We start from the raw sequence: 24,379 nt of genomic DNA, 5'->3' as shown, positions 1-24,379 counted from the left end.
AAGTAATACATATAAATGAATTCGGATATTGGAGTTTGTAATGTTAGATTCTAAAAAACCACGCTTTGGTCGTATTCTGCTAAAACTTTCGGGTGAAGCGCTAGCAGGCAATAAAGATATGGGTATCGACGCACAAGTCCTTGATCAAATGTCTTTATCTATTGCTCACTTGGTTGGTCTAGGTGTGCAAGTTGGTATCGTTGTGGGTGGTGGTAACCTTTATCGTGGTAGCCAATTACAGCAGGATGGATTGGTTGGTCGCGTAACAGGTGATCAAATGGGTATGCTAGCAACTGTTATGAATGGTTTGGCGCTACGAGATGCATTGGTACGTCGTAATATCAAAACTCGTTTAATGTCAGCATTACCAATCGGTACAGTTGTAGAATCATATTCTAGCCGTGATGCGATTCGTCATTTAAATAATGGTGAAGTTTGTGTGTTTGTGGCGGGTACGGGTAATCCATTCTTTACAACAGATACCGCTGCCTGCTTACGTGGTATTGAGATTGAGGCCAACTTAATTCTTAAAGCGACTAAAGTAGATGGTGTCTACAATAAAGATCCAAGCAAATACGAAGATGCTATTAAATATGATGCATTGACATTTGACCAAGTCTTAGATGAGAAACTTGGTGTAATGGATTTAACCGCAATTTGCTTATGCCGTGACCATAATGTTCCACTTCAAGTATTCGATATGAATAAATCAGGTGCGCTATTGTCAGTGGTTATGGGTGAAAAAGAAGGTACTCACGTTACTAATTGATGTACGTGGCTTTCAAAGCTATTTATACTAAACACTATTTTGATTTAAATTTTGAGAATTAGGTAAGGAAGATCACATGATTAACGATCTTAAAAAAGATGCTGAAGAGCGCATGAATAAATCATTGGACTCATTAGAGCATGGTTTTGCTAAAGTTCGTACAGGTCGTGCACATCCATCAATTCTTAACGGCGTAATGGTTCCTTACTATGGCTCTGATGTGCCATTAAACCAAGTTGCTAACATTGGTGTTGAAGATTCGCGTACATTGCTTGTTCAACCTTTCGAGCGAACCATGGTTGCTGCAATTGATAAAGCAATTCGTGAGTCAGATTTAGGTTTGAACCCAATTACTGCTGATTCAATTCGTGTACCAATGGCGGCATTAACTGAAGAAACACGCCGTGATATGCAAAAAGTGGCACGTAACGAGGCTGAAAATGCAAAAGTTGCGATTCGTAATATTCGCCGTGATGTATTAGGTGATATTAAAGCGTTGTTGAAAGAAAAAGAAATTTCTGAAGACGATGAGCGTCGTGCTGGCGATGAAATTCAAAAAATCACAGATAAATTTGTTGCTGAAGTTGAAAAGCGTTTAGCAGCAAAAGAAGCAGAGTTGATGAAGGTCTAAGCTATATAATGACCATCTCAGCAGAGCTTCTGCCACAACATGTTGCCATCATTATGGATGGCAACAATCGTTTTGCAAAAAAGAAACATCTACAAAAAGGTGATGGACATCGTGAAGGAAAAAATGTTCTTGATCCGATTGTAGAGCATTGTCGTAAAGTGGGTGTGAAAGCACTTACTGTCTATGCCTTCTCAAGTGAAAACTGGAATCGACCTCAATACGAAGTTGATTTGCTCATGAAACTGTTGGAAGAGACGATTAATGAACAAATCCCTCGAATGATTAAGTTCCAAATTGGGCTAAGATTCATCGGGGATCGCTCTCGTTTGTCGCCAGAATTGCAACAATTAATGTTGCAAGCAGAACAAAGGACTGCTACTTTCACAGAAATGACGCTCACAATTGCTGTGAGCTATGGTGGAATGTGGGATATCGCACAAACTGCTAAAACAATAGCACAACTCGTCAAAGAACAAAAAATTGATGTTGATCAAGTTGATGTTGATTTGTTTGCTCAGCATGTCAGTTTAGGTGACTTACCTCCAGTCGACTTATTGATTCGTACAGGTGGTGATTATCGATTGTCTAATTTTTTATTATGGCAATCTGCATATGCTGAATTGTATTTTACTGAGACGTTGTGGCCAGAATTCACAACAGAAGAATTGGATCATGCCTTTGGTGTGTTTTTAGGGCGAGAAAGGCGCTTTGGAAAAACTTCTGAGCAGGTCCAACAAGAGAAAATAGAGAACTAATAATGTTAGAGCGGATAATTACCGCATTGATTTTAGTGGCTGTAGTGTTGAGCTGTATGTTTGCAACTACATCCATTTATCCAATGTTAGCGTTAATGATTATCGCTGCCGGGGGGGCTGGCTATGAGTGGTTTAAACTCATGCCTCGTCAAACTGATCAAGTGAATAAATTTAAAGCAGGATGCTTTGGTGTAATCACTGCGGTATTTTCTGCAATTGCGCTTTATTTTGATGATCTAGTGCTGCTGTTGTGGAGTGCTTCGATTATTACTTGGGTTACTACCATTTATTGGGTTAAGAAATATCCTCTTTATGATGCGTGGTATAACACTTCACTGAATTGGATTGGTGTAGTGATTATTAGTGCTGCAGTATCGGCAATATACGAAGTCTGGATAAGTTCACCTTGGTGGCTCATGTATTTATTCCTCTTAGTGTGGGGTGCTGATAGTGGGGCGTACTTTGTAGGTAGGAAGCTTGGTAAGCGTAAGCTTGCACCTGAGGTGAGCCCGAATAAATCTATTGAAGGGTTAATCGGTGGTGTAATTACAGTCATCATTGTTATCTTATTCGTACAATTTAACTATTTAGATTTAACCGCAGTAGAGCATATTCTATTTTTGCTCCTATCTGTGCTGACAGTATTTAGCTCAGTTCAAGGTGATTTATTTGAATCAATGATTAAGCGTCGTGCAGGTATTAAGGATTCAGGTCGTATTTTGCCTGGTCATGGTGGTGTATTAGATCGCATTGACTCATTGCTTGCTGCCGCACCTATTTTTGCTGCGGGAATATTTGTTTTAAAACTTGTTGGTGTAGATTTATAGATGTCTCAATCAGTATGTATATTAGGTGTAACGGGTTCAATTGGACAAAGTACCTTAAAAGTCATTGATCGACATCCAGAGAAGTACAATGTTTTTGCGGTATCTGCATTTAGTCGTGTAGAGCAGTTAAGCGAAATATGTCAACAATATCATCCAAAGTATGCTGTTGTACCTTCGGGCAAGGTGGATGAACTACATCAATTTTTCAAATTAAAAAATATCACTTCAACCGAAATTCTCTCCGATGAATCGGGTTTGATCGCTGTTGCTGAGCATCCTCAGGTGGATATTGTGATGGCGGCCATAGTGGGTGCAGCGGGATTGTTGCCAACACTCGCTGCTGTTCAAGCGGGTAAGCGTGTTCTTCTAGCAAATAAAGAATCGTTGGTGATGTCTGGTGACATCATGATGAAGGCCGCTAAAGAGAATAAAGCCTTATTATTACCTGTAGATTCTGAACATAACGCAATATTTCAGTGCCTGCCTCAAAATTATTTACAATTAGATACAGGTGGTAAACCCCAGTTAGGTGTTTCACAAATTTTGTTGACTGCTTCTGGGGGGCCATTTTTGCATCATACGCTAGATGGGCTCAGTAAGGTGACACCTGCACAGGCTTGTAAGCACCCTAATTGGTCTATGGGGCAGAAGATATCAGTTGATTCGGCAACGCTAATGAACAAAGGTCTCGAGTTGATCGAGGCCTGTCATTTATTTTCAATTCAAGAACATTTTGTTACAGTGGTTGTGCACCCACAAAGTATTATTCACTCAATGGTTCAGTATGTTGATGGTAGTACTTTGGCTCAAATGGGTAATCCTGATATGTGTACGCCGATTGCACATGCATTTGCATGGCCAAATCGGATTGAAACACATGTTCCTCCGCTAGATTTATTTGTAAACGATACGCTTAATTTTAAGCAGCCTGATACTGTGCGCTTTCCAGCGCTGCAATTGGCTCGTGAAGCAATGAAATCTGGAGGATTGGCCCCTGCGATCTTAAATGCTGCAAACGAAATCGCGGTTGAAGCATTTTTAAAAAATAAAATCAAATTTTTAGATATTCCTAAAGTTGTTGAATCAACTTTGAACCATATTCAAAATTCAAATGCTGATTCTTTAGAGCTAATCCTAGAGACTGATTCGCTTTCACGTCGTTATGCTATTCAACTCACGAATTCACTGAGTACCTAAGATGAATATACTTTTCATTATCGTCGCGGCTATTTTGCTTCTAGGTCCATTGATTGCAATTCATGAATTTGGACATTACTGGGTAGCACGAAAACTTGGCGTTAAGGTTCTTGTGTATTCAATTGGATTTGGTCCAACAGTTCTAAAGTGGACCTCTAAAAAGTCAGGCATTCAATATCAGCTCTCTGCATTACCTTTAGGTGGTTATGTAAAAATGCTAGATGAGCGTGAAGGTAATGTAAGTGCAGAAGATTTACCTTATGCGTTTAATCGGCAATCCCCTTTAAAACGAATTGCAATCGTTGCTGCGGGACCACTTGTTAATTTAATTTTTGCTGTTTTACTGTTTTGGATTCTGTTCTTACCAGCTCAGGAACAATTAAACACTCGAGTTGGTAAAGTGATTGAAAATACGCCAGCCGCACAAGTAGAGATGCGTTCTGGTGATAAAATCATAGCAGTGGATGGAGCTGCGACGCCAACTTGGGAAAAATTGAATTATGCGCTGATTGATCGCGTAGGTGAAACTGGTACGATTCAAATTCAAGCTGATCGTGATGGTCAGGTACAAACTTTTAATTTACCGATTCAGCAATTTCTAAAAGATCAGTCTCAATCACCTTTGGATGTCTTGGGGTTTTTACCATATCGACCTCATATTCAACCAGTTGTTCATAAATTATCTGAAGATGGTGCTGCTATACGCCAAGGGATGAAAGAAGGTGATGTAATTGTCGCGATTGATAATAAAAAAATTAACGATTGGTTTGAAGTTGTTGATATAGTACAAAAATCACCAGAAAAACTATTGAATATTGAAGTGATGCGTCAAGGCGAGATTGTTCAATTAAAGGTCATGCCGCAAGGAAAGCGTGACAATATGGGCAACACGACAGGAATGTTGGGAGTGCAAGCTCAATCTGGTCAGATCAATATTCCTGCTGAATATAAGCATACAATTCAATATAATCCAGCGGAAGCTTTTGTGGTTGCGGTTGAAAAAACGGGTCAATTATCTTCTATGATCCTTGGCTCAATTGTCAAAATGATTCGTGGATTGATTGGCTTGGATAATCTCTCGGGTCCAATTACGATTGCTAAAGTTGCAGGTCAAAGTGCTGAAATGGGGTGGCAAACTTTCATTTCATTTATGGCATTAATGAGTGTAAGTTTGGGGATATTAAATTTGCTTCCGATTCCGATGTTGGATGGTGGGCATTTAGTTTATTACATAATTGAATTAATTCGTGGTAAACCTGTTTCTGAACAAATACAATTGGTTGGATTAAAAATTGGTATGGTGTTGCTGGGAAGTATGATGTTTCTCGCAATATTTAATGATTTTATGCGTTTATAAGCGTTATAGATGGATAATTAACTTACTGGAAAACAATAGGCATGCAGCACAAACATTTATTTATGCCATTGGCACTCGTTAGCGCAATGGCAGCAGTACAACAAGTATATGCAGCAGACGAGTTTATCGCGCGGGATGTGCGTGTTGATGGATTAGTTCGACTAACGCAAGCTAATGTACTCGCAATGTTACCGGTGAATGCTGGGGATCGCATTAATGATCCAGTGATTGCGAATGCGATCCGTGCGTTGTATGCCTCTAATTCGTTTGATGATATTCAAGCTTTCAAAGAAAACGATGTTCTGGTTTTCAAAGTCGTTGAACGTCCTATTATTTCTAAAATCAATTTCAAGGGTAATAAGCTCATTCCAAAAGAAGCCTTGGAAGAGGGCTTGAAGAAAATGGGTCTAGCTGAAGGTGAGGTGCTCACTAAATCTGCACTTCAGACGCTAGAAACCGAGCTTGAACAACAGTATTCACAACAAGGTCGCTACAATGCGGATATTCAGGTTGAAACTGTTGCAAAAGCTAATAACCGTGTAGATGTCAATATTAATTTCATTGAAGGTAAACCAGCTAAAGTTTTTGAAATTAATTTAATTGGTAATACTGTATTTAAAGACGATGAAATTAAGCAAGTCTTTGCTGTCAAGGAAAGCGGATGGTTATCTGTCATTTCCAGAAATGATCGCTACGCGCGTGAAAAAATGGCAGCAAGCCTTGAAGCATTAAGAGCTTTATACCTTAATAAAGGTTATATCAATTTTGAAATTATCAACTCTAATTTGAATATCAGTGAAGATAAAAAAAATATTTTCATTGAAGTTTCAATGAATGAGGGTGAGCAATTTAAATTTGGTGAAACCAAATTTTTAGGTGATGCTTTATATAAAGACGAAGATCTTCGTGCACTAAAGATTTATAAAGATGATGCAACTTACTCACAAGAGTTGGTGAATGCAGTAAAACAGTTATTACAGCGTAAGTATGGTAATGCTGGTTATTACTATGCGGAAATTAATGTTGTGCCTCAAATTGACAATGAAACAAAAAAAGTTAATTTGAATTATTACATCAATCCGGGTCAGCAAGTTACGGTTAGACGTATTAATTTTACAGGTAATACCAAGACTGCTGATGAAGTTTTACGTCGTGAAATGCGCCAGATGGAAGGTGCATTAGCGAGTAATGAAAAAATTGATCTTTCAAAAGTCCGTTTGATGCGTACTGGATTTTTCAGCAAAGTTGATGTTAAGCCGGTACGTGTTCCAGGAGCGCCTGATCAAATCGATTTGAATATCGCTGTTGAAGAACAACACTCAGGATCAAGTACTTTAGCTGTTGGTTATTCGCAAAATGGTGGTATCACATTCCAAGCAGGCTTAAGTCAAACTAACTTCTTAGGTACAGGTAACCGTGTAGCGATTGATCTTTCTCGTTCTGAGACACAAGATTATTATAACCTAAGTGTTACTGATCCATACTTTACAATTGATGGTGTCAGCCGTGGTTACAATCTCTATTATCGTAAGACGAAATTAGACGAAGACTATAACGTTAACAATTATGTTACAGATAGCTTCGGTGGTGGTCTGAGCTTTGGTTACCCAATTGATGAGAATCAGAGCTTAAGTGCTGGTATTAATATTGATCAAACTGAAGTAACGACTGGTCCATTTGTTTCTACTTATGTACGTGATTATTTACTTGCCAATGGTGGTAGGGAAACAAGTACTGGTAAGTATTGTCCAGTCGACTTAGAGCCAATTAAAGATGATAACGGTAATGTAATTGGTTATGAACCTTGCTCTGAACCTGAAGTTGAGTACGGTAATGAGTTTAAAGGTGATTTCTTTACTTATAGTTTAAATTTAGGTTGGTCTTATAACACATTAAATAATCCACGCTTCCCAACGTCGGGTATGTCTCATCGTGTTAATGCAGAGATTGCATTGCCGGGTAGTGATGTTGAATATCAGAAGGTAACATACGATACTCAAGCCTTTATTCCTTTAGGAAAGGATTTTGTATGGCGTGGTTATGGTAAGGTAGGTTTCGGTAATGATTTACCATTCTATAAAAACTATTACGCTGGTGGTTATGGATCTGTTCGTGGTTACGATAATAGTACATTAGGTCCAAAATATCCGAGTATTACAGATGCTGCTCTAACTAGAGAAGATAGAAACCCTGAAGAGGTGGGGGGTAATGCATTAGTTCAATTTGGCACTGAATTAATCTTACCAGTTCCTTTCAAAGGCGACTGGGCGCGACAGGTCCGTCCTGTTATTTTTGCAGAAGGTGCTCAAGTGTTCGACACTCAATGTGACGTACCTACTGGAAATATTTATTTTGGCGCAACCAATCCGACGGCATTCGATGCTAGACAGTACTGTAAAGATAACTTTGGCTTCGATGCCGGAAATATGCGTTATAGTGTTGGTGTAGGCTTCACATGGATTACGATGATTGGTCCACTATCATTAAGCTATGCGTACCCACTGAATGATAAGCCTGGTGATGAAACTAAGTCTGTTCAATTTGAAATTGGTCGTACTTTCTAGTACGGCCTTTTGCCTTAAAAGGAATAATAATGAATATATTTAAAACAATGATATCAACGGCTTTACTCACATCTGTAGTTGGCTTTGCACATGCAGCAGGATATGGGGTAATCGATTTAGAAAAAGTGGTAGAAAATAGCACGTATTTAAAGCAGCAGAATGCTCAGCTTGAGCAGACAATTAAACCGCAAACGGTAAAGTTGGAACAGTTAGGTAAAGAAATTGAAGCGTTGGCTAAATCAGCTCAAGCCAATCAATCGAATGCCCAGCAACTATCCTCTCAATATCAAACGAAGATGAACGAATTTCAATCTTTACAACAGACTGTTCAATCACGTGTTCAAAGCACCATTCAAAATACAAACAAAGTTTTTGACTCAAGAATTAAACAAATTGCTGAACAATTGCGCAAAGAAAATAATCTTGATTTAGTTTTAAATAAAAATGCTGCCTTGGCATATGACCCAAAATACGATTTAACTGCTAAAATGATTCAAAAGGTTAATGCAATCAAATAGTCAATGAAATCAAATCAATTTCGTCTCGATCACTTGGCCAAACTTGTACAAGGCCAAGTTATTGGTGATGCAGATCTGTTGCTAGAGGGTCTTGCAAGTTTAACTCAAGCGAACTCAAACCAAATTTCTTTTGTAAATTCTGATAAGTATTTAGACGAAGCGATTTCATCTCAAGCAGGTGCCTTAATTGTCACTTCTGAGATGCAGGCTCAGCTTAATCAGCATAATAATTTTATTGTCGTACAAAATCCGTATCTTGCTTTCGCGATTTTAACTCATGTGTTCGAATCTAAAACTGTGCAACGTGGAATCGAGGCCACCGCAGTAATCGATCCGAGTGCTATGATTGGAGATAATGTATACATTGGTCATTACGTTGTAGTTGGCCCACATGCCGTGATTGGTTCAAATACAGTAATTCATTCGCAAACTAAAATTGATGAGTATGTTGAAATCGGTGAGGATTGTTTCATTGATTCGCATGTCACGATTACGGGTCGATCTAAAATTGCTAAACGTGTTCGTATCCATGCGAATACCGTAATTGGAGGAGAGGGTTTTGGCTTTGCTCCTTATCAAGGTAAGTGGAACCGAATTGCTCAACTCGGGTCTGTTCAAATTGGAAATGATGTCAGAATTGGTTCTAACTGTAGTATTGATCGTGGCGCTTTGGATGACACTATACTTCATGATGGTGTGATTATTGATAATCTTGTGCAAGTCGCACACAACGTTCAAATCGGTGAAAATACTGCGATTGCTGCAAAATGCGGTATCGCGGGCAGTACTGTGATTGGCAAAAACTGTATCCTTGCAGGTGCTTGTGGTATCTCAGGACATCTAAAAATTGTAGATAATGTGACGCTAACTGGAATGTCAATGGTCACAGGTAGCATTTTAGAAGCTGGTACATATTCTTCAGGAATGGGATTGCTCGAAAATTCTCGTTGGAAACGAACAGTTGTTCGTCTAAGACAATTAGCAGATGTGCCATTGACCAAATTAGTCAAACAAATAGATGATATGCAGGCTCAGTTAGAGTCAATCGAATCAACTTTAAAATTGCGTAAATAATATGACAGAGTCTACTTTATCTTTTTCAATTCCTGAATTGCCGATGAATATTCAAACAATTCGTGAATATTTGCCGCATCGTTATCCATTTCTATTGGTAGACCGTGTTACAGAAGTGACTGAGAATGGAATTGTCGGATTTAAAAATGTCTCCATAAATGAAGAGTTTATGCAAGGTCATTTTCCAGGTTATCCAATCATGCCGGGTGTCTTAATCGTTGAGGCGATGGCACAAATTTCTGGCGTTCTTGGCTTTATCATGAACAATGAAAAACCCAAACCTGGTTCACTTTTTCTTTTCGCTGGCGCTGAAAAAGTTCGTTTTAAAAAACAAGTCGTTCCTGGTGATCAACTCGTGTTAAAATCAGAGCTTGTAATGCAGAAACGTGGTATTTACAAGTATCTTTGTAGTGCGAGCGTTGATGGTGTAATTGCAGCGACAGCTGAAATTATTATCTCTCATCAGAAATTAGAGCAAGCATGAGTAACAGTGATTTAATCCACCCTACAGCAATTATTGATCCTACGGCAACGATTGCTTCTGATGTAAAAATTGGTCCTTATTCGATTATTGGTCCTCATGTGACGATTGATAGTGGGACAGTATTACATTCTCATGTGGTGGTTGGTGGATATACTCGCATCGGTAAATCAAACGAAATTTTCCAGTTTGCCAGTGTGGGTGAGGTGTGTCAGGATCTTAAGTATGCAGGTGAAGAAACTTGGCTTGAGATTGGAGACAACAACAAAATTCGTGAGCATTGCAGTCTGCATCGCGGTACAGTGCAGGATCAAAGTATTACTAAAATTGGTAGTAATAATCTGTTGATGGTGAATACGCATATTGCGCATGACTGTGTGGTGGGTAATAACAACATTTTTGCAAACAATGTTGGTGTCGCAGGTCATGTGCATGTTGGTGACTTCGTTGTTGTCGGTGGTAACTCAGGTATTCATCAATTCTGTAAGATCGACTCATACAGCATGATTGGTGGAGCATCATTGATTTTGAAGGATGTGCCTGCTTATGTGATGGTGTCTGGTAATCCGGCGCATGCATTTGGAATGAATGTAGAAGGTATGCGTCGTAAGGGTTGGTCCAAAGATGTAATCAATGGTTTGCGAGAATCATTTAAGTTGATTTATAAGAGTGGTCTGACGACACAACAAGCCATTGAGCAGATTACTGCTGAAATTTTACCAAATGTTTCTGAAGCACAGCTCCTTATAGATTCTCTGAATGAATCTAAGCGCGGTATTGTTCGTTAAGGGCTTTTGCTAGCATAAAAAAAGACATCTTATGATGTCTTTTTTATTTAACTTTTTTTGAAATATCCAGCTTCTTCTGAGTCAGGATATGTGCTTAATAATTTATTTTTGTAAATTTCAGCAGTTTGAACATTTTTATTTACATCTTTCGCGATGCTATACAGCTGATATAAAGATCGCGCTGCTTTCCCTGAATTTGGAAACTTCGAAGCGACAGTTTCATAGTGTTTTCTTGCTTCTTCATAATTGGGTGGTTCAATTGCTAAATTGAACTCAGCTAACCAAAAATAGGCATTACCTGTATACACACTATTTGGATTGTTACGTACAAAGTTTTGCATAGGTGCAATAGCTTTTTTTGCGCCACCTTGCTTGTATGCATCTAAGGCAACTGTATAAGCTGCTTTATCAAGTTCTTGTTGGTTGGTTTGATTCAAGTTCGTTGCATTTTGTGATGCTGTGGTATTTGAGTTAGTGCTAGTGCTTGGTGCAGTTGGCTCATTGGGAGCGGGTGGTGCAGCATTAGGATCTTCGGTATTGGACTCCTCCACAGGATCAATTTTTTGTTGAAGGAGTTCTAATCTTTGATCTAGATCTGTATAGCGATTTTTTAATTCGTTGGTCAGTTGATTAATTTGATGTTCTTGTTCTTCTAATTTGCCTTGAAGTGCACGAATTTGATTTTCTAAGCGTTGATTTTGTTGGATAAGTTGCCAACTGGTGTTGGTAGGAGCGGTAGCGGTGTTATTCACTGCGACTGCTGTTTGGTTCAAACTTGAATTTTGGCTTAATCCTTTTGATTCGATAGGAATATTGGCAAAAACTGATGTTGAGCTCATCAATGCTAGTGCAAGAAAAGTACGCTTATTGAGCATGTTCATTATTCCATTTGTATCCATACTCAAATTTGAACTTTGAGTATTTTCAATTCTTAATAATCAGATCATTAAAAACGTCATAGCATTTAAAATCAATATAAATTTACAATGAAACTGTATAAATGAAGAAATTTAAGTTGAAGTTATTTAGATGAAAAATATCAAGTTTGTTGTTAATAGATTAGTAAATATTCACTTGAACTTTTTTAGTGCCTTTAAAGCCCATTATGGTCTTGCAAGATCGTTAAAAATCTCTATACTCTGTTCTTGCAATGGTAGCCCTGCTGGTGGCTTCGCAATTGTACTCTGAGAACCCCGCCAGGACCGGAAGGTAGCAACGGTATCAGAACTATGATGTGCCGGAGTTTTGCTAGTAGGGTTGCCACCATTATAATAATTTTATTTCTTATTCTTCATTCTCTTTTCTTTTTATAGCTTTCATAATCGCATCCAGTTCAAAGCCTCTATATTGTAAAAAGCGAATTTGTTTTGCTTTTAATTTTGCGTCCTGAGCAACTTCATAGCCATATTTTTTGACCTTCAATAAGTATGCTTGTTCATACCAATCTATTTCTTCCATTTCTGGTTCAGCCAACGCTTTATCAACGTGTTTGCTTTTAAGCGCTAGCTTTATTCGATTTGGGCCTTTTCCTTTACGTAATTGGCTGCGTACCGTCATTTCTGCAACGCGAGCATCACTTTGATAATTTTCTCGCGCTAGCTCATCAACTAAGCTCAAAACCTCTTCTTTATTTTGTGCATACAAAGCAAGTTTATCGATTAAGTCTTTTTTTGAGTATTCTTTGCGAGTTAAGACTGCAAATGCATACGATCTCAAACGAGTCCCTGTTAAGCTTTTATTCTGTGCTAGAACTGAAGAATGAGTATCATCTAAATCACATTCATCTGGTGCTTGATCGGTTAGGTGTTGACTAGCCGAGTGTTGATCATTGATGAGATGTTGAGGTTCATCTTCATTCATTATTGATTTTAATTGCTCATAATGAATGAACTTGGGAAACTTCTCTGACATTTTAAATCCATGCACTTAAACAAAAGCGCCCAGAATTTGGGCGCTTCGATTTCAAATTTTTGAAAACTTATACTTCAAATAAATCTGCTTCTTCGTCATTTTCTTCAGTTGGAGCTGGTGTCGCTGTGGTTAACAACTGTTCACGAATCATGCGATCAAGATCTTGCGCAAGTTGAGGATTTTCCTCAAGGTGACGAATCACGTTGTTCTTACCTTGTCCAATCTTGTTGCCTTGGTATGAATACCAAGCACCAGCTTTTTGAACAAGTTCTTGTTGTACAGCGAGATCGACCAATTCAGCAAGCTGATTTGTACCTTTACCGTACATGATTTGGAATAATGCTTCACGGAAAGGAGGTGCCATTTTGTTCTTCACCACTTTAACGCGTGTTTCAGAACCAACTATTTCATCGCCTTCTTTCACTTGACCAATGCGGCGAATATCTAAGCGTACAGAAGCATAGAATTTGAGCGCATTACCACCAGTAGTGGTTTCTGGACTTCCAAACATGACACCAATTTTCATACGAATTTGGTTAATGAAGATCACCATGCAGTTGGAGCGCTTTGCATTACCTGTAATTTTACGCAATGCTTGGCTCATCAAGCGTGCTTGTAGACCCATATGAGAGTCACCCATTTCACCTTCTATTTCGGCTTTAGGAGTTAAGGCTGCAACAGAATCGACAACAATTAAGTCGATAGCGCCAGATCGTACCAGCATATCTGCAATTTCAAGTGCTTGTTCACCGTGATCAGGTTGTGACACCAATAAGTTATCGATATCTACACCAAGTTTGCGAGCATATTGAGGATCTAAAGCATGCTCAGCATCGATAAATGCACAAGTACCACCAGCTTTTTGACATTGCGCAATCGCTTGAAGTGTCATGGTGGTTTTACCTGATGATTCTGGACCATAAATTTCAATAATACGGCCTTTAGGTAAACCACCAATACCTAGTGCGATATCCAATGTAAGAGAGCCTGTAGATACAGCTTCTACAGCTTGAACAGTATTGTCACCAAGGCGCATTACCGTATTTTTACCAAATTGTTTTTCAATTTGGCTTAAAGCAGCACTCAGTGCTTTGCTTTTATTATCATCCATCTCATAACCTCAAAACGATGTAAATCACTGATAACTTAAGTGGATGTCTTTAATTAAGTCTAATGTCCACGGCATTTATAGTGACAGAAAAAATCGAACTGTTCTATAATTTTAAACTTCAAAACGACAGTATTTGTCGCTTTAACTTATTCATCATCGTATGACCAAACTTCGTCATATTGCTGACCATTTTGTTGACGGAATCTTGTAATATCACGTCGATCTTTTTTGCTTGGTCGATGATCTGGTCGTGCAAGATTATGCAATTTTCTTTGTGCAGAAAGCAACTCACGACGCGCGATACTGACTTCAGTTTCTTCATAGAGTAATTGTGCAGTAGGTGCCCCGCCTCGTACAGATGATAATGCTTTCACTATGACGGTTTTCTTTTCAAATCCCTGCTGAATCGTTAACTCCATTCCTACACGTACTTCTCTGGAAACTTTAACACGATCATTGTTGTGATGAACTTTACCACCTTCGATTGCTGCTTTGGCAATTGAGCGGGTTTTAAAAAAGCGTGCTGCCCAAAGCCACTTATCAATTCGCATTGAATCAGTGATTTTAGTTTCATGCTGTTTTGACATTCATTTCTTTCTCATGGTTAATTTGGTCTAAATAGGGGATTAATGATCTTAGATCATTAATTGCAGGATACTGAAGTTTAGACCTTTCGCGCTCAGGTTGAGCGCTAGATGGTTGGGTAATTGTGATTAGATGCTCAATACCAAAAGATTTAGCACCTTCGAGTACAACCGCAGTATCATCAACGAGAACGCAGTGACGAGGTTCAAATGGGTGCATTTGCTGTAATTGATCCCAAAATTCAAAACGCTCTTTAGCAAAACCGATTGTTTCACTACTGATCATCACTTCAAAATAAGAGGTGAGGTCAACTTGATTCATTTTCAATGCCAAACCTCTTTCATCAGCATTGGTGACTAACCATATTCGGTATCCAGCTTGCTTAAGGCTTGATAATAACGCAATGCATCCCTGTCTCGGCTTGATGAATTCTTTGTGATCGTGTTGAAGCTGAAAAGTATCAACGCCGACTTTGGCTGTCCAAAAGCGCGTAGAATACCAATCGAGCGTGTGCTTATGATCTTGATAAAATTTAAATAGAATTTGATTGCTCTGCTCTAAACTGATTTGATGAGTTTTGGCATGTCGCTCAGGGAGTTTGTGATTCCAAATTAAATCGTCAAAAGCAAGATCGAGTAGGGTTCCATCCATGTCAAACATGATGATGGGTTTATTCATTCATCTTTCCTCAGGTATTGTTGCAATTTAGCACAAATAAAAACAACAAAATGGGCGTTATTTAAATATCGACTTACACCATCATTTGATGCAAAAGGTTGAACTCGCATCAGCATTTTAAAATTGAACTTCAAGAATGGGTGTGCGTGGTGACTTCTATATTTCATTCCATTCGCATTATATCGAATTAGATGTGTGAGGTCACAAATTTAGATATTGAGAATGAATACAAAAATAGTATAGAAGTCGCTATGAAAGCATCATATTTTTTGAAAATGGTGCATAGGAGTTTGAAGTATGACAAAACATGATAATAGTTCGAAACCACACAAAGAATCTAATGAGGATAAAGGGAATCAGGACTCTTTTAAAAATAAAGAGCCTGTAAAAAAACCGAATGAACAGCCTGAAAGTCCAGTCAAAGAGCAAAAATAAAAAACAAGCCTTCTTTAAGAAGGCTTGTTTTTTTATGTTGATACTGACTCTAAGGCGCTCTCTGATTTTTGGAACTATTGCGGGTGTTATTTAAGATGTATTGAGGGTTGTTGGCAATCACGCTTCGGATTTTGTTTTAAAAGTGTTAGAGTTCTTATGATTGAAATGGGTTATGTGTTTCAAAGTGGTTATATTTTATAGGTTTGCTACTATTAATATAAATCCAACAATGCAAATTAAATCACGCTGCATTTTAGGCTGAGGTTCTTAATATGATCGTCGTGCTTAGAGTGTGTAGCGCCAGAAAAAATAGGTTTTATCCATGTTTATCACAACGCATGCTCCCCAAGATCAACAAATGTTAAATTTGGTTCCGATTTTGGCTGTTGCAAGCCAAATATTATTAGAAGAATATCAAAACTATTGTGCTGGACGTGATTTTAAAATCAACGAAAAAGATGACCATTCTCCTGTAACTCAAGCAGATTTAAAGGTAAATCAATATCTGCTCAGAGAGCTTGCAAAACTTACACCTGATATTCCAATCATTTCTGAAGAAAGTGATTATTCGGAGCGACATGAATGGCCTCAATGTTGGATGCTAGACCCTTTGGATGGTACGAAGGAGTTTATTCATGAGCGTGATGAATTTACGATTAATCTGAGTCTTATTCAGAACCATCAAACTGTATTTTCAGTCATAGTCGTGCCGACAGAGCAAGTTATGTATATGGGCTATTTGACGGATCTTCCTTATAAATATTCATTTATGAACAATATTTGGGAAAAATATTGCAAATTTAAAGCCTCACCAGTCGATGCCATCCAAATTGGACTCAGTCATAGTAGTAAAAATCCTAAGTATCAACACTATATTGATTATATTGAAAGAGAAATACCGGTTATACGTCGTGAAGCTGGAAGTGCTTATAAATTTTGTATGATGCTTGAAGGTGAGATAGATATTTACCCAAGATTTCATCCAACCTCTGAGTGGGACACTAGTGCTGGACAAGGCTTGCTAGAGAGTATAGGGGGTGGTTTATTGACCTTAGATTCTGTGCCATTTACCTATAATCAGCGTGATACTGTTTTGAATAATGGTTTTATCGCATATCGTGATCCTGAAATGAGGCAATTGGCTTTAGATGCGTTGTCAAATGTACTTTAGGGGAGTGGAACTATAATTTCATCGTGTTATAGTCAAATTAATTTCATTTATTAGAATTATTATGTCGCTGAAGTTGCTTCCTCCAAGTATGCTCAGAGCAGTTGACTTACTGCCCGATGTTGCTGTGCCTGTTACACTATTTACTCGCCACTCAATACGTGAAATGGTGGTGGGTCAAGGACTCGCTGGATATGATTTGCAATTAACTGATCAAGGTAAGGATCTGGCGCAGGCTTGGGGGGCTTATCTTATAGATCAAACAGATCGTATGATAGAACACTGTATTTCTAGTCCAATTCAACGTTGTATTGATACTGCTGCACTGATGATTCAAGGTGCTGATCAAATCAATCCTAAGTCAAATACCCATCATATTAAGATTGTTGAGCAGGGGCTTTTGGTCGAGCCTGGTAGCTTCGTTTTAGATATCGATCAAGCTGCGCCATATTTTAAGCAACAAGGTGCTTTGGGCTTTATTAATAGCTTTGTAAACAATACCTTACCTGGGATGAAGCAGCCAATTACAGGTGTGGTTGATGTTTTACATTTGCTTTATCAAACTCACCCTCAACAGAATCATGGATTAAGTTTGGCGGTTAGCCATGACACTATTCTGGCTGGTATTCTGGCTGTGATTTCAGGTAAAACACAGATTCGTCAGCATGATTGGCCAGAAATGATGGAAGGTTTGTTTGTTTGGTTTGAAGGTGAAGCATTCATAGATGCAAAATTGAAATGGATATGGCGTGGTGAATGTAATGAATTATCTATTCGTGAATTTGTAGAGCAAGAAAGATAGTAATTTTAATATTATTTAAGTATTGTTGATAAATTAAAGATATAAAAAAAGCCCTTAAAGGGCTTTTTTTAACGCAACTTAGTTAGAAGCTAAAGCTTTAACTTGTGCATTTAAACGGCTCTTATGACGAGCAGCTTTGTTCTTGTGGATGATACCTTTGTCAGCCATACGGTCGATTACAGGTACTGCAGTTTTGTAAGCTTCAGAAGCTGCTGCATAGTCACCTGCAGCGATCGCTGCTACTGTGCGTTTAAGGTAAGTACGAACCATAGAACGTAAGCTTGCGTTGTGTTTACGTGCTTTAACGTTTTGACGAGCACGTTTTTTTGCTTGAGCAGAGTTTGCCACTCGTGCACTCCTTGAAATTGATTGGTCTGGGCGGGCTGAAATTTCAACTAAATACAAACATTAGAAGAATTTACACCAGCCCGTAAACAAGTGCCATATTGTGATTAAATGATGCGGCAAAGTCAAGTCTTGACATGCTTTGACAACATTTTTGATGCAGATAAAATGCGGTTAGCACGTTAGATTATATGAATATTGGAAGGAATGGCGAAAAAATGATTAAAAATATTAAAAGTGCAATAGTTATAGGGGCAACTGGTTTAGTTGGTCGATCTTTGGTAAATCATTTGAATCAATTGGTAGATTGCGAAAGAATTGTCGTAGTTGTTCGTAAGCATGATGAACAATTTGAAAAGTTCACTAAAGTTGATCAGTTGGTCATTGATGACTTTTTAATGTTAAATGATGAGGACGCTTCTGGATTCTCACATGCGTTTAGTTGCCTAGGAAGTACAATTAAAAAAGCAGGCTCTAAAGAAAATTTTTACAATATCGATTTTGAGATAAATGCTCATTTTGCTGATTTGCTCGTGAATACCGATACTTTTTTTGCAATTGTAAGTGCGGAAGGTGCGAATGAAAGATCTCCATTCTTCTATAATCAAGTGAAGGGGAAGTTAGAAAATTATCTAAAATCATTATCACTCTATCAATTGGCGATCATTCGACCTTCACTCTTAATTGGTGAAAGAGCTGAAACAAGGACACTCGAAGATATTTCTCAGAGTATTTTCAAGCGAGTATCGCAATTTCTGCCAAATACATTCAAATATAAGCCAGTGACAGCAGAGCAAGTCGCTAATACTATGGTCGTGAGCGCAAGAACTCAAAATGAAAAAATTAAGATTTATGATAATTTAGAGATTCAAAAACATAACTGAGGGTATAAAAAGTGACAACGCCAACATTTGTGACGTGTGATTTACTGGATGACCATCCTGATTTAGATATTCAAGTATTGTATCCATCTATTGATGGAAAATTCTTCAAAAGTTACGGCGGTGTAAAAAGCTTTGGGGGTGAAGCTGTCACTGTTAAATGTTTTGAGGACAATTCACGAGTAAAAGAGTTACTCGCTACAGATGGGCAAGGCAAAGTTTTAGTTGTAGATGGTGGTTCTTCCATGCGTTGTGCATTGATGGGAGATATGATTGCTGAGTCTGCCGTTAAATATGGATGGAGTGGTGTCATTATTAATGGTTGTGTTAGAGATGTTGATGCCATTGCGAGTTTAAATCTAGGCGTGCACGCACTTGCGGCTATACCTCAAAAAAGTAATCGCAAAGGGGTGGGCGAAACCAATATCACGATTCAAATTGGAAATATCACAATCCAACCAGGTGATTATATCTATGCAGACAATAATGGAATTATTGTGTCCAAGACAAAATTAGTCGATTAATTTAAATAAAACAAAAACGAGGTAATCAGTATGGTGATTCATCAATTAAAAGTGGCTCAGGCGCTAGCTTCAGCTGTTGCAGAAGGTGGACGTGGGACTTCAGGTACACCGTTTCCTAAACAGCCAGAAAAAGCATTAAAGCTTTACGAATTTGAAGGATCACCATTCTGTCGTCGTGTAAGAGAGGTGTTGACTTTACTTAATCTTGACTACGAAGTGTATCCTTGTCCGAAAGGTGGAAGGATCTATCGAGATCAAGTAAAAACACTTGGTGGTAAGATTCAATTTCCTTTTTTAATTGATGAAAATACTGGGGCTAAACTTTACGAGTCTCAGGATATTATTCACTATCTTTTTAAGCATTATGGTGAGACAGGTCAAACACCGAAGCAATTCTCACACTACCCCAAATTGCCTGTAGTTGCTCTAGCTGGAACACTGATTAATGGTGCTCGTGGGATTTTTATAAATAAAGCGATTAAGCAGAGACCACAACCCGAGCATTTAATTGAGCTGTGGGGGTTTGAAGCGAGTCCATACACCAGAATCGTGCGCGCTGAACTCACAGAACTTGAATTACCATTTAAGTTTCATAATGTTGCTAAAGAACGTTGGCAGGATCAAGGACCAGCGATTTTACGATTGAAGCCTGGGAAATATATTCCTTTGGCTGGCGGTAAACGCGAGCAGGTTGTAAAGATAATGAATCGCAAGGGGAAGGATATACAAGTCCCGTATTTAGTTGATCCTAATACAGGCGTAAAATTGTTCGAATCGAAGAAGATTGTAGAATATTTAAGAAAAAATTACGGTTAATTTTAGTTTGAGTGCTTTTTGGTCATGAATATAGGTGTATTCGTGACCAGATGCTAAGATAGACCATCATTTTGAGTTTTCAGCTTTTCTTCCCAAACTATGTTTAAAAAAATTTCTGATTTGTTTCAAAAAAAACCATCGGCTGAGCAAGTTTATTTACAGACTCATCAAATTCGTTATGATCCTGAATTAGGATATATTATCGATGACGTTGTTTTGAATGAACTAAATGAAAGATTGTCATATTTTTCGAACCGAAAGGTTACTCGTTTTGATGATTTGGAAAATTTATTTTATCGGGGAATGTTGATCAAAGAGAAAATAGATCTTGAGTTGAATACAGGTCGTTTTACTACGAGATTAGGTAATAATCAACAGAATCTAGAACAGTTAAAAAAATTCGTGATATTGCTCAATGATTATTATCGTGAATTCAAACGTGAGCGCTAATGTTTGCGACTGAATGTTTGTGATATCTAAAAATAACTCATTCTCGATTTTGAACATGATAAAATAGTGCAATGTCCTACCAGACTTTTAAAGCGATCTTCATGTTCCAAAAAGAAATTTCTCAACTTAATCTATCACAAATAAAATCTGGCGAAAAAAGATGGTTAGGGGCGCTTAAAGGCTCTGCCATCGCTTTGCTTTTAAAAGAAATAAGTCAAAACTCTGATCGACTCTTTGTTCTGGTAGCTAGAAATAATCAACATTTAGCTCAACTTGAGAGTGAACTTGAATTTTATGGTGTGAAGCCCACGATCTTTCCAGATTGGGAGATCTTACCTTACGATCGGTTGTCTCCGCATCAAGATATTGTCTCAGAAAGATTATCAGTGCTCTCTAATATGCCAGCAAAAGGGATACTACTCATTTCAAGCACAACTTTGGCACAACGTGTTGCGCCGACGTCTTGGGTGTTAGGTGAGCATTTTGATATTAGCGTTGGGCAAAAATTTGATTTAGAAAAGCAGAAACAACGCCTGATTCAGGCTGGTTATCATTTGGTCGATACTGTATATGATCATGGAGAATTTGCTGTTCGGGGAAGTTTAGTTGATATTTTTGCTTCGGGGCAAGATGCTCCAATTCGAATAGATTTGTTTGATGATGAAATTGATTCTTTAAAATTTTTTGATCCAGAAACTCAAAGGACCACGACGAAACTTGAACATTTTAAGGTTTTACCAGCTAAAGAGTTTCCTTTAAAAGAAGGTAGAGCTCAATTTCGAGACCGTTATGCTGAAGAGTTTCCAACGGCGAACCCGAAAAAAAATCCAATTTATCAGGATGTAATGGAGGGTATATCTTCACCGGGATTGGACTATTACTTTCCGCTGTTCTTTTCAAAAAAAGAAATGCTAGAACAAAGTAGTATTACATCATACTTACCAAATCATTCCATTGTCATTACAGATCGCAATATTGAAAGTGAATTAACTCAATTTTGGAAAGATATTTATCAGCGTTATGAAGACCGACGTCATAATGTTGATCAACCTTTATTAGCTCCAGAACAAATCTTCTTTCAACAAAATCAAATTTTTGAACAACTCAATCAGTTTCCTCGTATTATCGCATCTGACGAAGTTTTTGAACCTAAAGCGGGTGTAATTAATACCTCTGCTGAACAGCCACCTCGTTTAGCGGTAGAGCCTAAACATCAACAGCCATTTCATGCTGTAAAATCATTTATTGATGCTGCGCAACACCCTGTCTTACTCGTCGCTGAAAGTGCGGGACGTCGTGAATCGTTAAAGGACTCCTTGCGAGCAAGTATGGGTGAAATTCCTGTTGTAGAGCATTATCAGGAGTTTATTAATCAACAATATTCAGTAGCAGTAACGCATGCACCACTTGAGCGTGGCTTGGAGATTAAAGGACAAATATCTGTCATTTCAGAAAATCAACTCTATGAGCATCGTGTTGTACAACGCCGTAGAAAACGCCAGCATGAAGTTTCTGAAGAGTTCTTAGTTAAAAGTTTAACTGAATTAAGTATAGGTGCTCCTGTAGTTCATATTGATCACGGTGTAGGTCGCTATGCGGGATTAGTGACTTTATGTATTGATGATCAAGACCACGAATTTTTGCAACTTAATTATGCTGATGATGCCAAAGTCTATGTTCCTGTCACCAATTTGCATCTGATTAGTCGATACAGTGGAGGTGATCCTGATTTAGCACCACTGCATAAACTTGGTACTGATGCTTGGAATAAAGCTAAGCGCAAAGCACTAGAACAGATACATGATGTTGCAGCCGAACTTCTTCATATTCAAGCAAGACGCCACTCAAAACCAGGTATTCAATTTGAATTAGATCACACTACTTATATGCAGTTTGTCAGTGGTTTTGCTTATGAAGAAACGCTTGATCAAGCGAATGCTATCGAAGCGACTTTATACGACATGCAACAAGCTAAACCAATGGATCGTTTAGTCTGTGGTGATGTTGGATTTGGTAAGACAGAAGTAGCGATGAGAGCTGCTTTTGTTGCTGTACAGAACAATAAGCAAGTTGCTGTTTTAGTTCCAACAACTTTACTTGCGCAACAGCATTATGAATCTTTCAAAGATCGATTTGCTGATTGGCCTATCCGTATTGAAGTGTTATCTCGATTTGGCTCAAATAAAACACACTTAAAAACGATCGAAGATTTGGCAGAGGGTAAAGTTGATATCGTCATTGGAACGCATAAAATTTTGCAGGAAAATGTCCAGTTTAAACAACTTGGATTGATGATTGTTGATGAAGAACATCGCTTTGGTGTGCGAGATAAAGAACGTATTAAAGCGATGCGTGCCGATGTAGATATGCTGACGCTAACCGCTACGCCAATCCCGCGTACCTTAAATATGGCGTTTTCAGGTATGCGTGACCTCTCAATTATTGCTACACCACCTGCACGCCGTCTCGCTGTTAAGACCTTTGTCAATGAGCAGACCGATGCCACGATGAAAGAGGCGATCTTGCGTGAACTATTACGTGGTGGTCAGGTTTATATTTTGCATAATGAAGTGGATACCATTGAACGAGCGGCTGAAAATATTCGGTTGTTAGTTCCTGAAGCTCGGGTTGCAGTTGCGCATGGTCAAATGCGTGAGCGTGAGTTAGAACAGGTCATGCAGCAGTTTTATCATAAAGAATATAATGTATTGGTGTGTTCGACCATTATTGAAACGGGAATTGATGTACCAAATGCCAATACAATTATCATCGAGCGAGCAGACAAGCTAGGTTTGGCACAACTTCATCAACTGCGTGGTCGTGTGGGGCGCTCTCATCATCAAGCCTATGCGTATCTGATGGTTCCGTCTATTAAAGGCTTAAAAGGTGATGCTGAAAAACGACTTGATGCCATTCAGCGTGCTTCTACTTTAGGCGCTGGTTTTGTATTGGCAACAGAGGATTTAGAAATACGTGGAGCAGGCGAGCTTTTAGGTGAGCAACAAAGTGGTTCAATGCATGCAATTGGATATAGTCTATATATGGAAATGCTTGAGAAAGCGACTAAAGCTATCCAAAATGGTAAGACTCCTAACTTTGATGCCCCTTTGTCAATCACGGCTGAAATTAGTTTACATATGCCTGCATTAATTCCAGATGAATATTTAGGTGATGTGCATCAGCGTTTATTGTTCTATAAGCGAATTAGTAATACGGATACACAAGAAAAACTCGATCATATCCGTATGGAGCTTATCGATCGTTTTGGTGTGCTACCTCAACAAGTGAAATATCTTTTTACTGTTCATCAGGTGCGTATAAAAGCAGAAAAATTAGGTATTACCAAGATTGACTTGAGTAAGCAGGGTGGCCAAATTGAATTTTCACCTGATACTCCTGTTCAAGCGATGAGTATTATCCAAATGATGCAAAAACATCCGACATTTTTTAGAATGGACGGTGGTCAACGTCTGAAAGTGATGGTTATGCTTGAGGAAAATGACAAAAGAATTCAGTTTATTAATGATCTTTTAGATGAATTGATGAGAGGGCTCAACTGATCTAAGTTGGGCTTGAATCTAGACTTGTTCATTGCTCAAAATGCACTGGCTGACAGTCAACTTATAGGTAGATTTTTTAGCGATGAGTTGCAATGAATGAGTGAGATTCAAATCAATGAAATACATATTTTTTTGTATCGAAACACATGACT

Annotated in this window: 25 protein-coding genes and 1 other RNA gene; 20 read left to right on the top strand and 6 right to left on the bottom strand. The window is 38.3% G+C overall.

The features are described from left to right. Positions 1 to 40: 40 nt before the first annotated feature. The 11 genes from pyrH (at position 41) to lpxA (ending at position 10,961) form a co-directional block, all read left to right on the top strand. Entirely contained in the window at positions 41 to 769 is a 729-nt protein-coding gene (gene pyrH / locus AC1M9P_RS09985; RefSeq protein WP_481587504.1) for a UMP kinase, read from the top strand. A 76-nt stretch (positions 770 to 845) separates the two neighbouring features. Beyond that, positions 846 to 1,400 carry a ribosome recycling factor gene (frr, locus tag AC1M9P_RS09980; protein ID WP_035263669.1) on the top strand — a complete coding sequence of 185 codons (555 nt, stop codon included), beginning with the start codon at positions 846 to 848 and terminating at the stop codon, positions 1,398 to 1,400. 8 nt (positions 1,401 to 1,408) lie between these two features. After that, entirely contained in the window at positions 1,409 to 2,155 is a 747-nt protein-coding gene (gene uppS, locus AC1M9P_RS09975) for a polyprenyl diphosphate synthase (RefSeq protein ID WP_481587503.1), read from the top strand. Between the two features lie 2 nt (positions 2,156 to 2,157). After that, complete coding sequence (locus AC1M9P_RS09970; RefSeq protein WP_481587502.1) at positions 2,158 to 2,982, top strand: phosphatidate cytidylyltransferase; 825 nt, start codon at positions 2,158 to 2,160, stop codon at positions 2,980 to 2,982. Then, positions 2,983 to 4,179, top strand: coding sequence for a 1-deoxy-D-xylulose-5-phosphate reductoisomerase (gene ispC, locus AC1M9P_RS09965; RefSeq protein WP_481587501.1), 1,197 nt, complete (start codon positions 2,983 to 2,985; stop codon positions 4,177 to 4,179). A gap of 1 nt (position 4,180) precedes the next feature. Then, positions 4,181 to 5,536 carry an RIP metalloprotease RseP gene (gene rseP, locus AC1M9P_RS09960; protein ID WP_481587500.1) on the top strand — a complete coding sequence of 452 codons (1,356 nt, stop codon included), beginning with the start codon at positions 4,181 to 4,183 and terminating at the stop codon, positions 5,534 to 5,536. A gap of 41 nt (positions 5,537 to 5,577) precedes the next feature. Continuing rightward, positions 5,578 to 8,100 carry an outer membrane protein assembly factor BamA gene (gene bamA, locus AC1M9P_RS09955; RefSeq protein WP_179998092.1) on the top strand — a complete coding sequence of 841 codons (2,523 nt, stop codon included), beginning with the start codon at positions 5,578 to 5,580 and terminating at the stop codon, positions 8,098 to 8,100. 29 nt (positions 8,101 to 8,129) lie between these two features. Next, a complete protein-coding gene (locus AC1M9P_RS09950) occupies positions 8,130 to 8,618 on the top strand; it encodes an OmpH/Skp family outer membrane protein (RefSeq protein WP_035263662.1) in 489 nt (162 codons plus the stop codon). A 3-nt stretch (positions 8,619 to 8,621) separates the two neighbouring features. After that, positions 8,622 to 9,692, top strand: a complete 1,071-nt coding sequence (gene lpxD, locus AC1M9P_RS09945; RefSeq protein ID WP_092766345.1) for a UDP-3-O-(3-hydroxymyristoyl)glucosamine N-acyltransferase — start codon at positions 8,622 to 8,624, stop codon at positions 9,690 to 9,692. A gap of 1 nt (position 9,693) precedes the next feature. Beyond that, positions 9,694 to 10,176, top strand: coding sequence for a 3-hydroxyacyl-ACP dehydratase FabZ (gene fabZ, locus AC1M9P_RS09940; protein WP_035263658.1), 483 nt, complete (start codon positions 9,694 to 9,696; stop codon positions 10,174 to 10,176). Then, entirely contained in the window at positions 10,173 to 10,961 is a 789-nt protein-coding gene (lpxA, locus tag AC1M9P_RS09935) for an acyl-ACP--UDP-N-acetylglucosamine O-acyltransferase (protein ID WP_035263657.1), read from the top strand. The genes fabZ and lpxA overlap by 4 nt, the downstream gene beginning before the upstream one ends. A 47-nt stretch (positions 10,962 to 11,008) precedes the next feature. Here lpxA and AC1M9P_RS09930 read toward each other — a convergent pair whose 3' ends face one another. Continuing rightward, positions 11,009 to 11,836 (bottom strand): YbgF trimerization domain-containing protein, encoded by an 828-nt coding sequence (locus tag AC1M9P_RS09930; protein ID WP_481587499.1) that lies wholly within the window; start codon positions 11,834 to 11,836, stop codon positions 11,009 to 11,011. Between the two features lie 285 nt (positions 11,837 to 12,121). Between AC1M9P_RS09930 and ffs the strand changes: the two genes are divergently transcribed. After that, an RNA gene (gene ffs / locus AC1M9P_RS09925) (signal recognition particle sRNA small type) lies at positions 12,122 to 12,218 on the top strand. 27 nt (positions 12,219 to 12,245) lie between these two features. Here the strand turns inward: ffs and AC1M9P_RS09920 are convergent. The 4 genes from AC1M9P_RS09920 to AC1M9P_RS09905 form a co-directional block, all read right to left on the bottom strand. Next, positions 12,246 to 12,872 (bottom strand): regulatory protein RecX, encoded by a 627-nt coding sequence (locus tag AC1M9P_RS09920; protein ID WP_481587536.1) that lies wholly within the window; start codon positions 12,870 to 12,872, stop codon positions 12,246 to 12,248. Positions 12,873 to 12,939: 67 nt separating this feature from the next. Next, a complete protein-coding gene (gene recA / locus AC1M9P_RS09915; protein WP_035263652.1) occupies positions 12,940 to 13,983 on the bottom strand; it encodes a recombinase RecA in 1,044 nt (347 codons plus the stop codon). Positions 13,984 to 14,129: 146 nt separating this feature from the next. Then, complete coding sequence (locus AC1M9P_RS09910; protein ID WP_035263651.1) at positions 14,130 to 14,570, bottom strand: RNA-binding S4 domain-containing protein; 441 nt, start codon at positions 14,568 to 14,570, stop codon at positions 14,130 to 14,132. Continuing rightward, a complete protein-coding gene (locus tag AC1M9P_RS09905; RefSeq protein ID WP_481587498.1) occupies positions 14,554 to 15,246 on the bottom strand; it encodes an HAD-IA family hydrolase in 693 nt (230 codons plus the stop codon). The genes AC1M9P_RS09910 and AC1M9P_RS09905 overlap by 17 nt, the downstream gene beginning before the upstream one ends. A gap of 297 nt (positions 15,247 to 15,543) precedes the next feature. Here AC1M9P_RS09905 and AC1M9P_RS09900 point away from each other — a divergent pair, with 297 nt between their 5' ends. The 3 genes from AC1M9P_RS09900 to AC1M9P_RS09890 all read left to right on the top strand — a co-directional run bounded on the left by AC1M9P_RS09900 (position 15,544) and on the right by AC1M9P_RS09890 (position 17,651). Beyond that, positions 15,544 to 15,681, top strand: a complete 138-nt coding sequence (locus AC1M9P_RS09900; protein ID WP_171076720.1) for a hypothetical protein — start codon at positions 15,544 to 15,546, stop codon at positions 15,679 to 15,681. Positions 15,682 to 16,003: 322 nt separating this feature from the next. After that, a complete protein-coding gene (locus AC1M9P_RS09895; protein WP_481587497.1) occupies positions 16,004 to 16,852 on the top strand; it encodes a 3'(2'),5'-bisphosphate nucleotidase CysQ family protein in 849 nt (282 codons plus the stop codon). A gap of 61 nt (positions 16,853 to 16,913) precedes the next feature. Next, positions 16,914 to 17,651 (top strand): histidine phosphatase family protein, encoded by a 738-nt coding sequence (locus AC1M9P_RS09890; protein WP_481587496.1) that lies wholly within the window; start codon positions 16,914 to 16,916, stop codon positions 17,649 to 17,651. A 78-nt stretch (positions 17,652 to 17,729) separates the two neighbouring features. On the opposite strand, the gene rpsT is transcribed toward AC1M9P_RS09890, so the two are convergent. Then, entirely contained in the window at positions 17,730 to 17,999 is a 270-nt protein-coding gene (gene rpsT / locus AC1M9P_RS09885) for a 30S ribosomal protein S20 (RefSeq protein WP_035263646.1), read from the bottom strand. 215 nt (positions 18,000 to 18,214) lie between these two features. On the opposite strand from rpsT, the gene AC1M9P_RS09880 reads away from it, so the two are divergent. From AC1M9P_RS09880 to mfd, 5 genes are all read left to right on the top strand, one after another. Beyond that, positions 18,215 to 18,880, top strand: coding sequence for a Rossmann-fold NAD(P)-binding domain-containing protein (locus AC1M9P_RS09880; protein WP_179998082.1), 666 nt, complete (start codon positions 18,215 to 18,217; stop codon positions 18,878 to 18,880). Between the two features lie 11 nt (positions 18,881 to 18,891). Continuing rightward, entirely contained in the window at positions 18,892 to 19,401 is a 510-nt protein-coding gene (gene rraA / locus AC1M9P_RS09875; RefSeq protein ID WP_035263643.1) for a ribonuclease E activity regulator RraA, read from the top strand. Positions 19,402 to 19,431: 30 nt separating this feature from the next. Continuing rightward, complete coding sequence (locus tag AC1M9P_RS09870; protein ID WP_481587495.1) at positions 19,432 to 20,217, top strand: glutathione S-transferase N-terminal domain-containing protein; 786 nt, start codon at positions 19,432 to 19,434, stop codon at positions 20,215 to 20,217. A gap of 99 nt (positions 20,218 to 20,316) precedes the next feature. After that, positions 20,317 to 20,667, top strand: coding sequence for a hypothetical protein (locus AC1M9P_RS09865; protein WP_035263638.1), 351 nt, complete (start codon positions 20,317 to 20,319; stop codon positions 20,665 to 20,667). A gap of 101 nt (positions 20,668 to 20,768) precedes the next feature. Next, positions 20,769 to 24,227: a transcription-repair coupling factor gene (gene mfd, locus AC1M9P_RS09860; protein ID WP_481587535.1), complete on the top strand. Its 3,459-nt coding sequence runs from the start codon at positions 20,769 to 20,771 to the stop codon at positions 24,225 to 24,227. Positions 24,228 to 24,379 lie beyond the last annotated feature (152 nt).

Source organism: Acinetobacter sp. 25-47-122, assembly GCF_056779695.1.
This window is presented reverse-complemented; position numbering and strand designations above follow the sequence as displayed.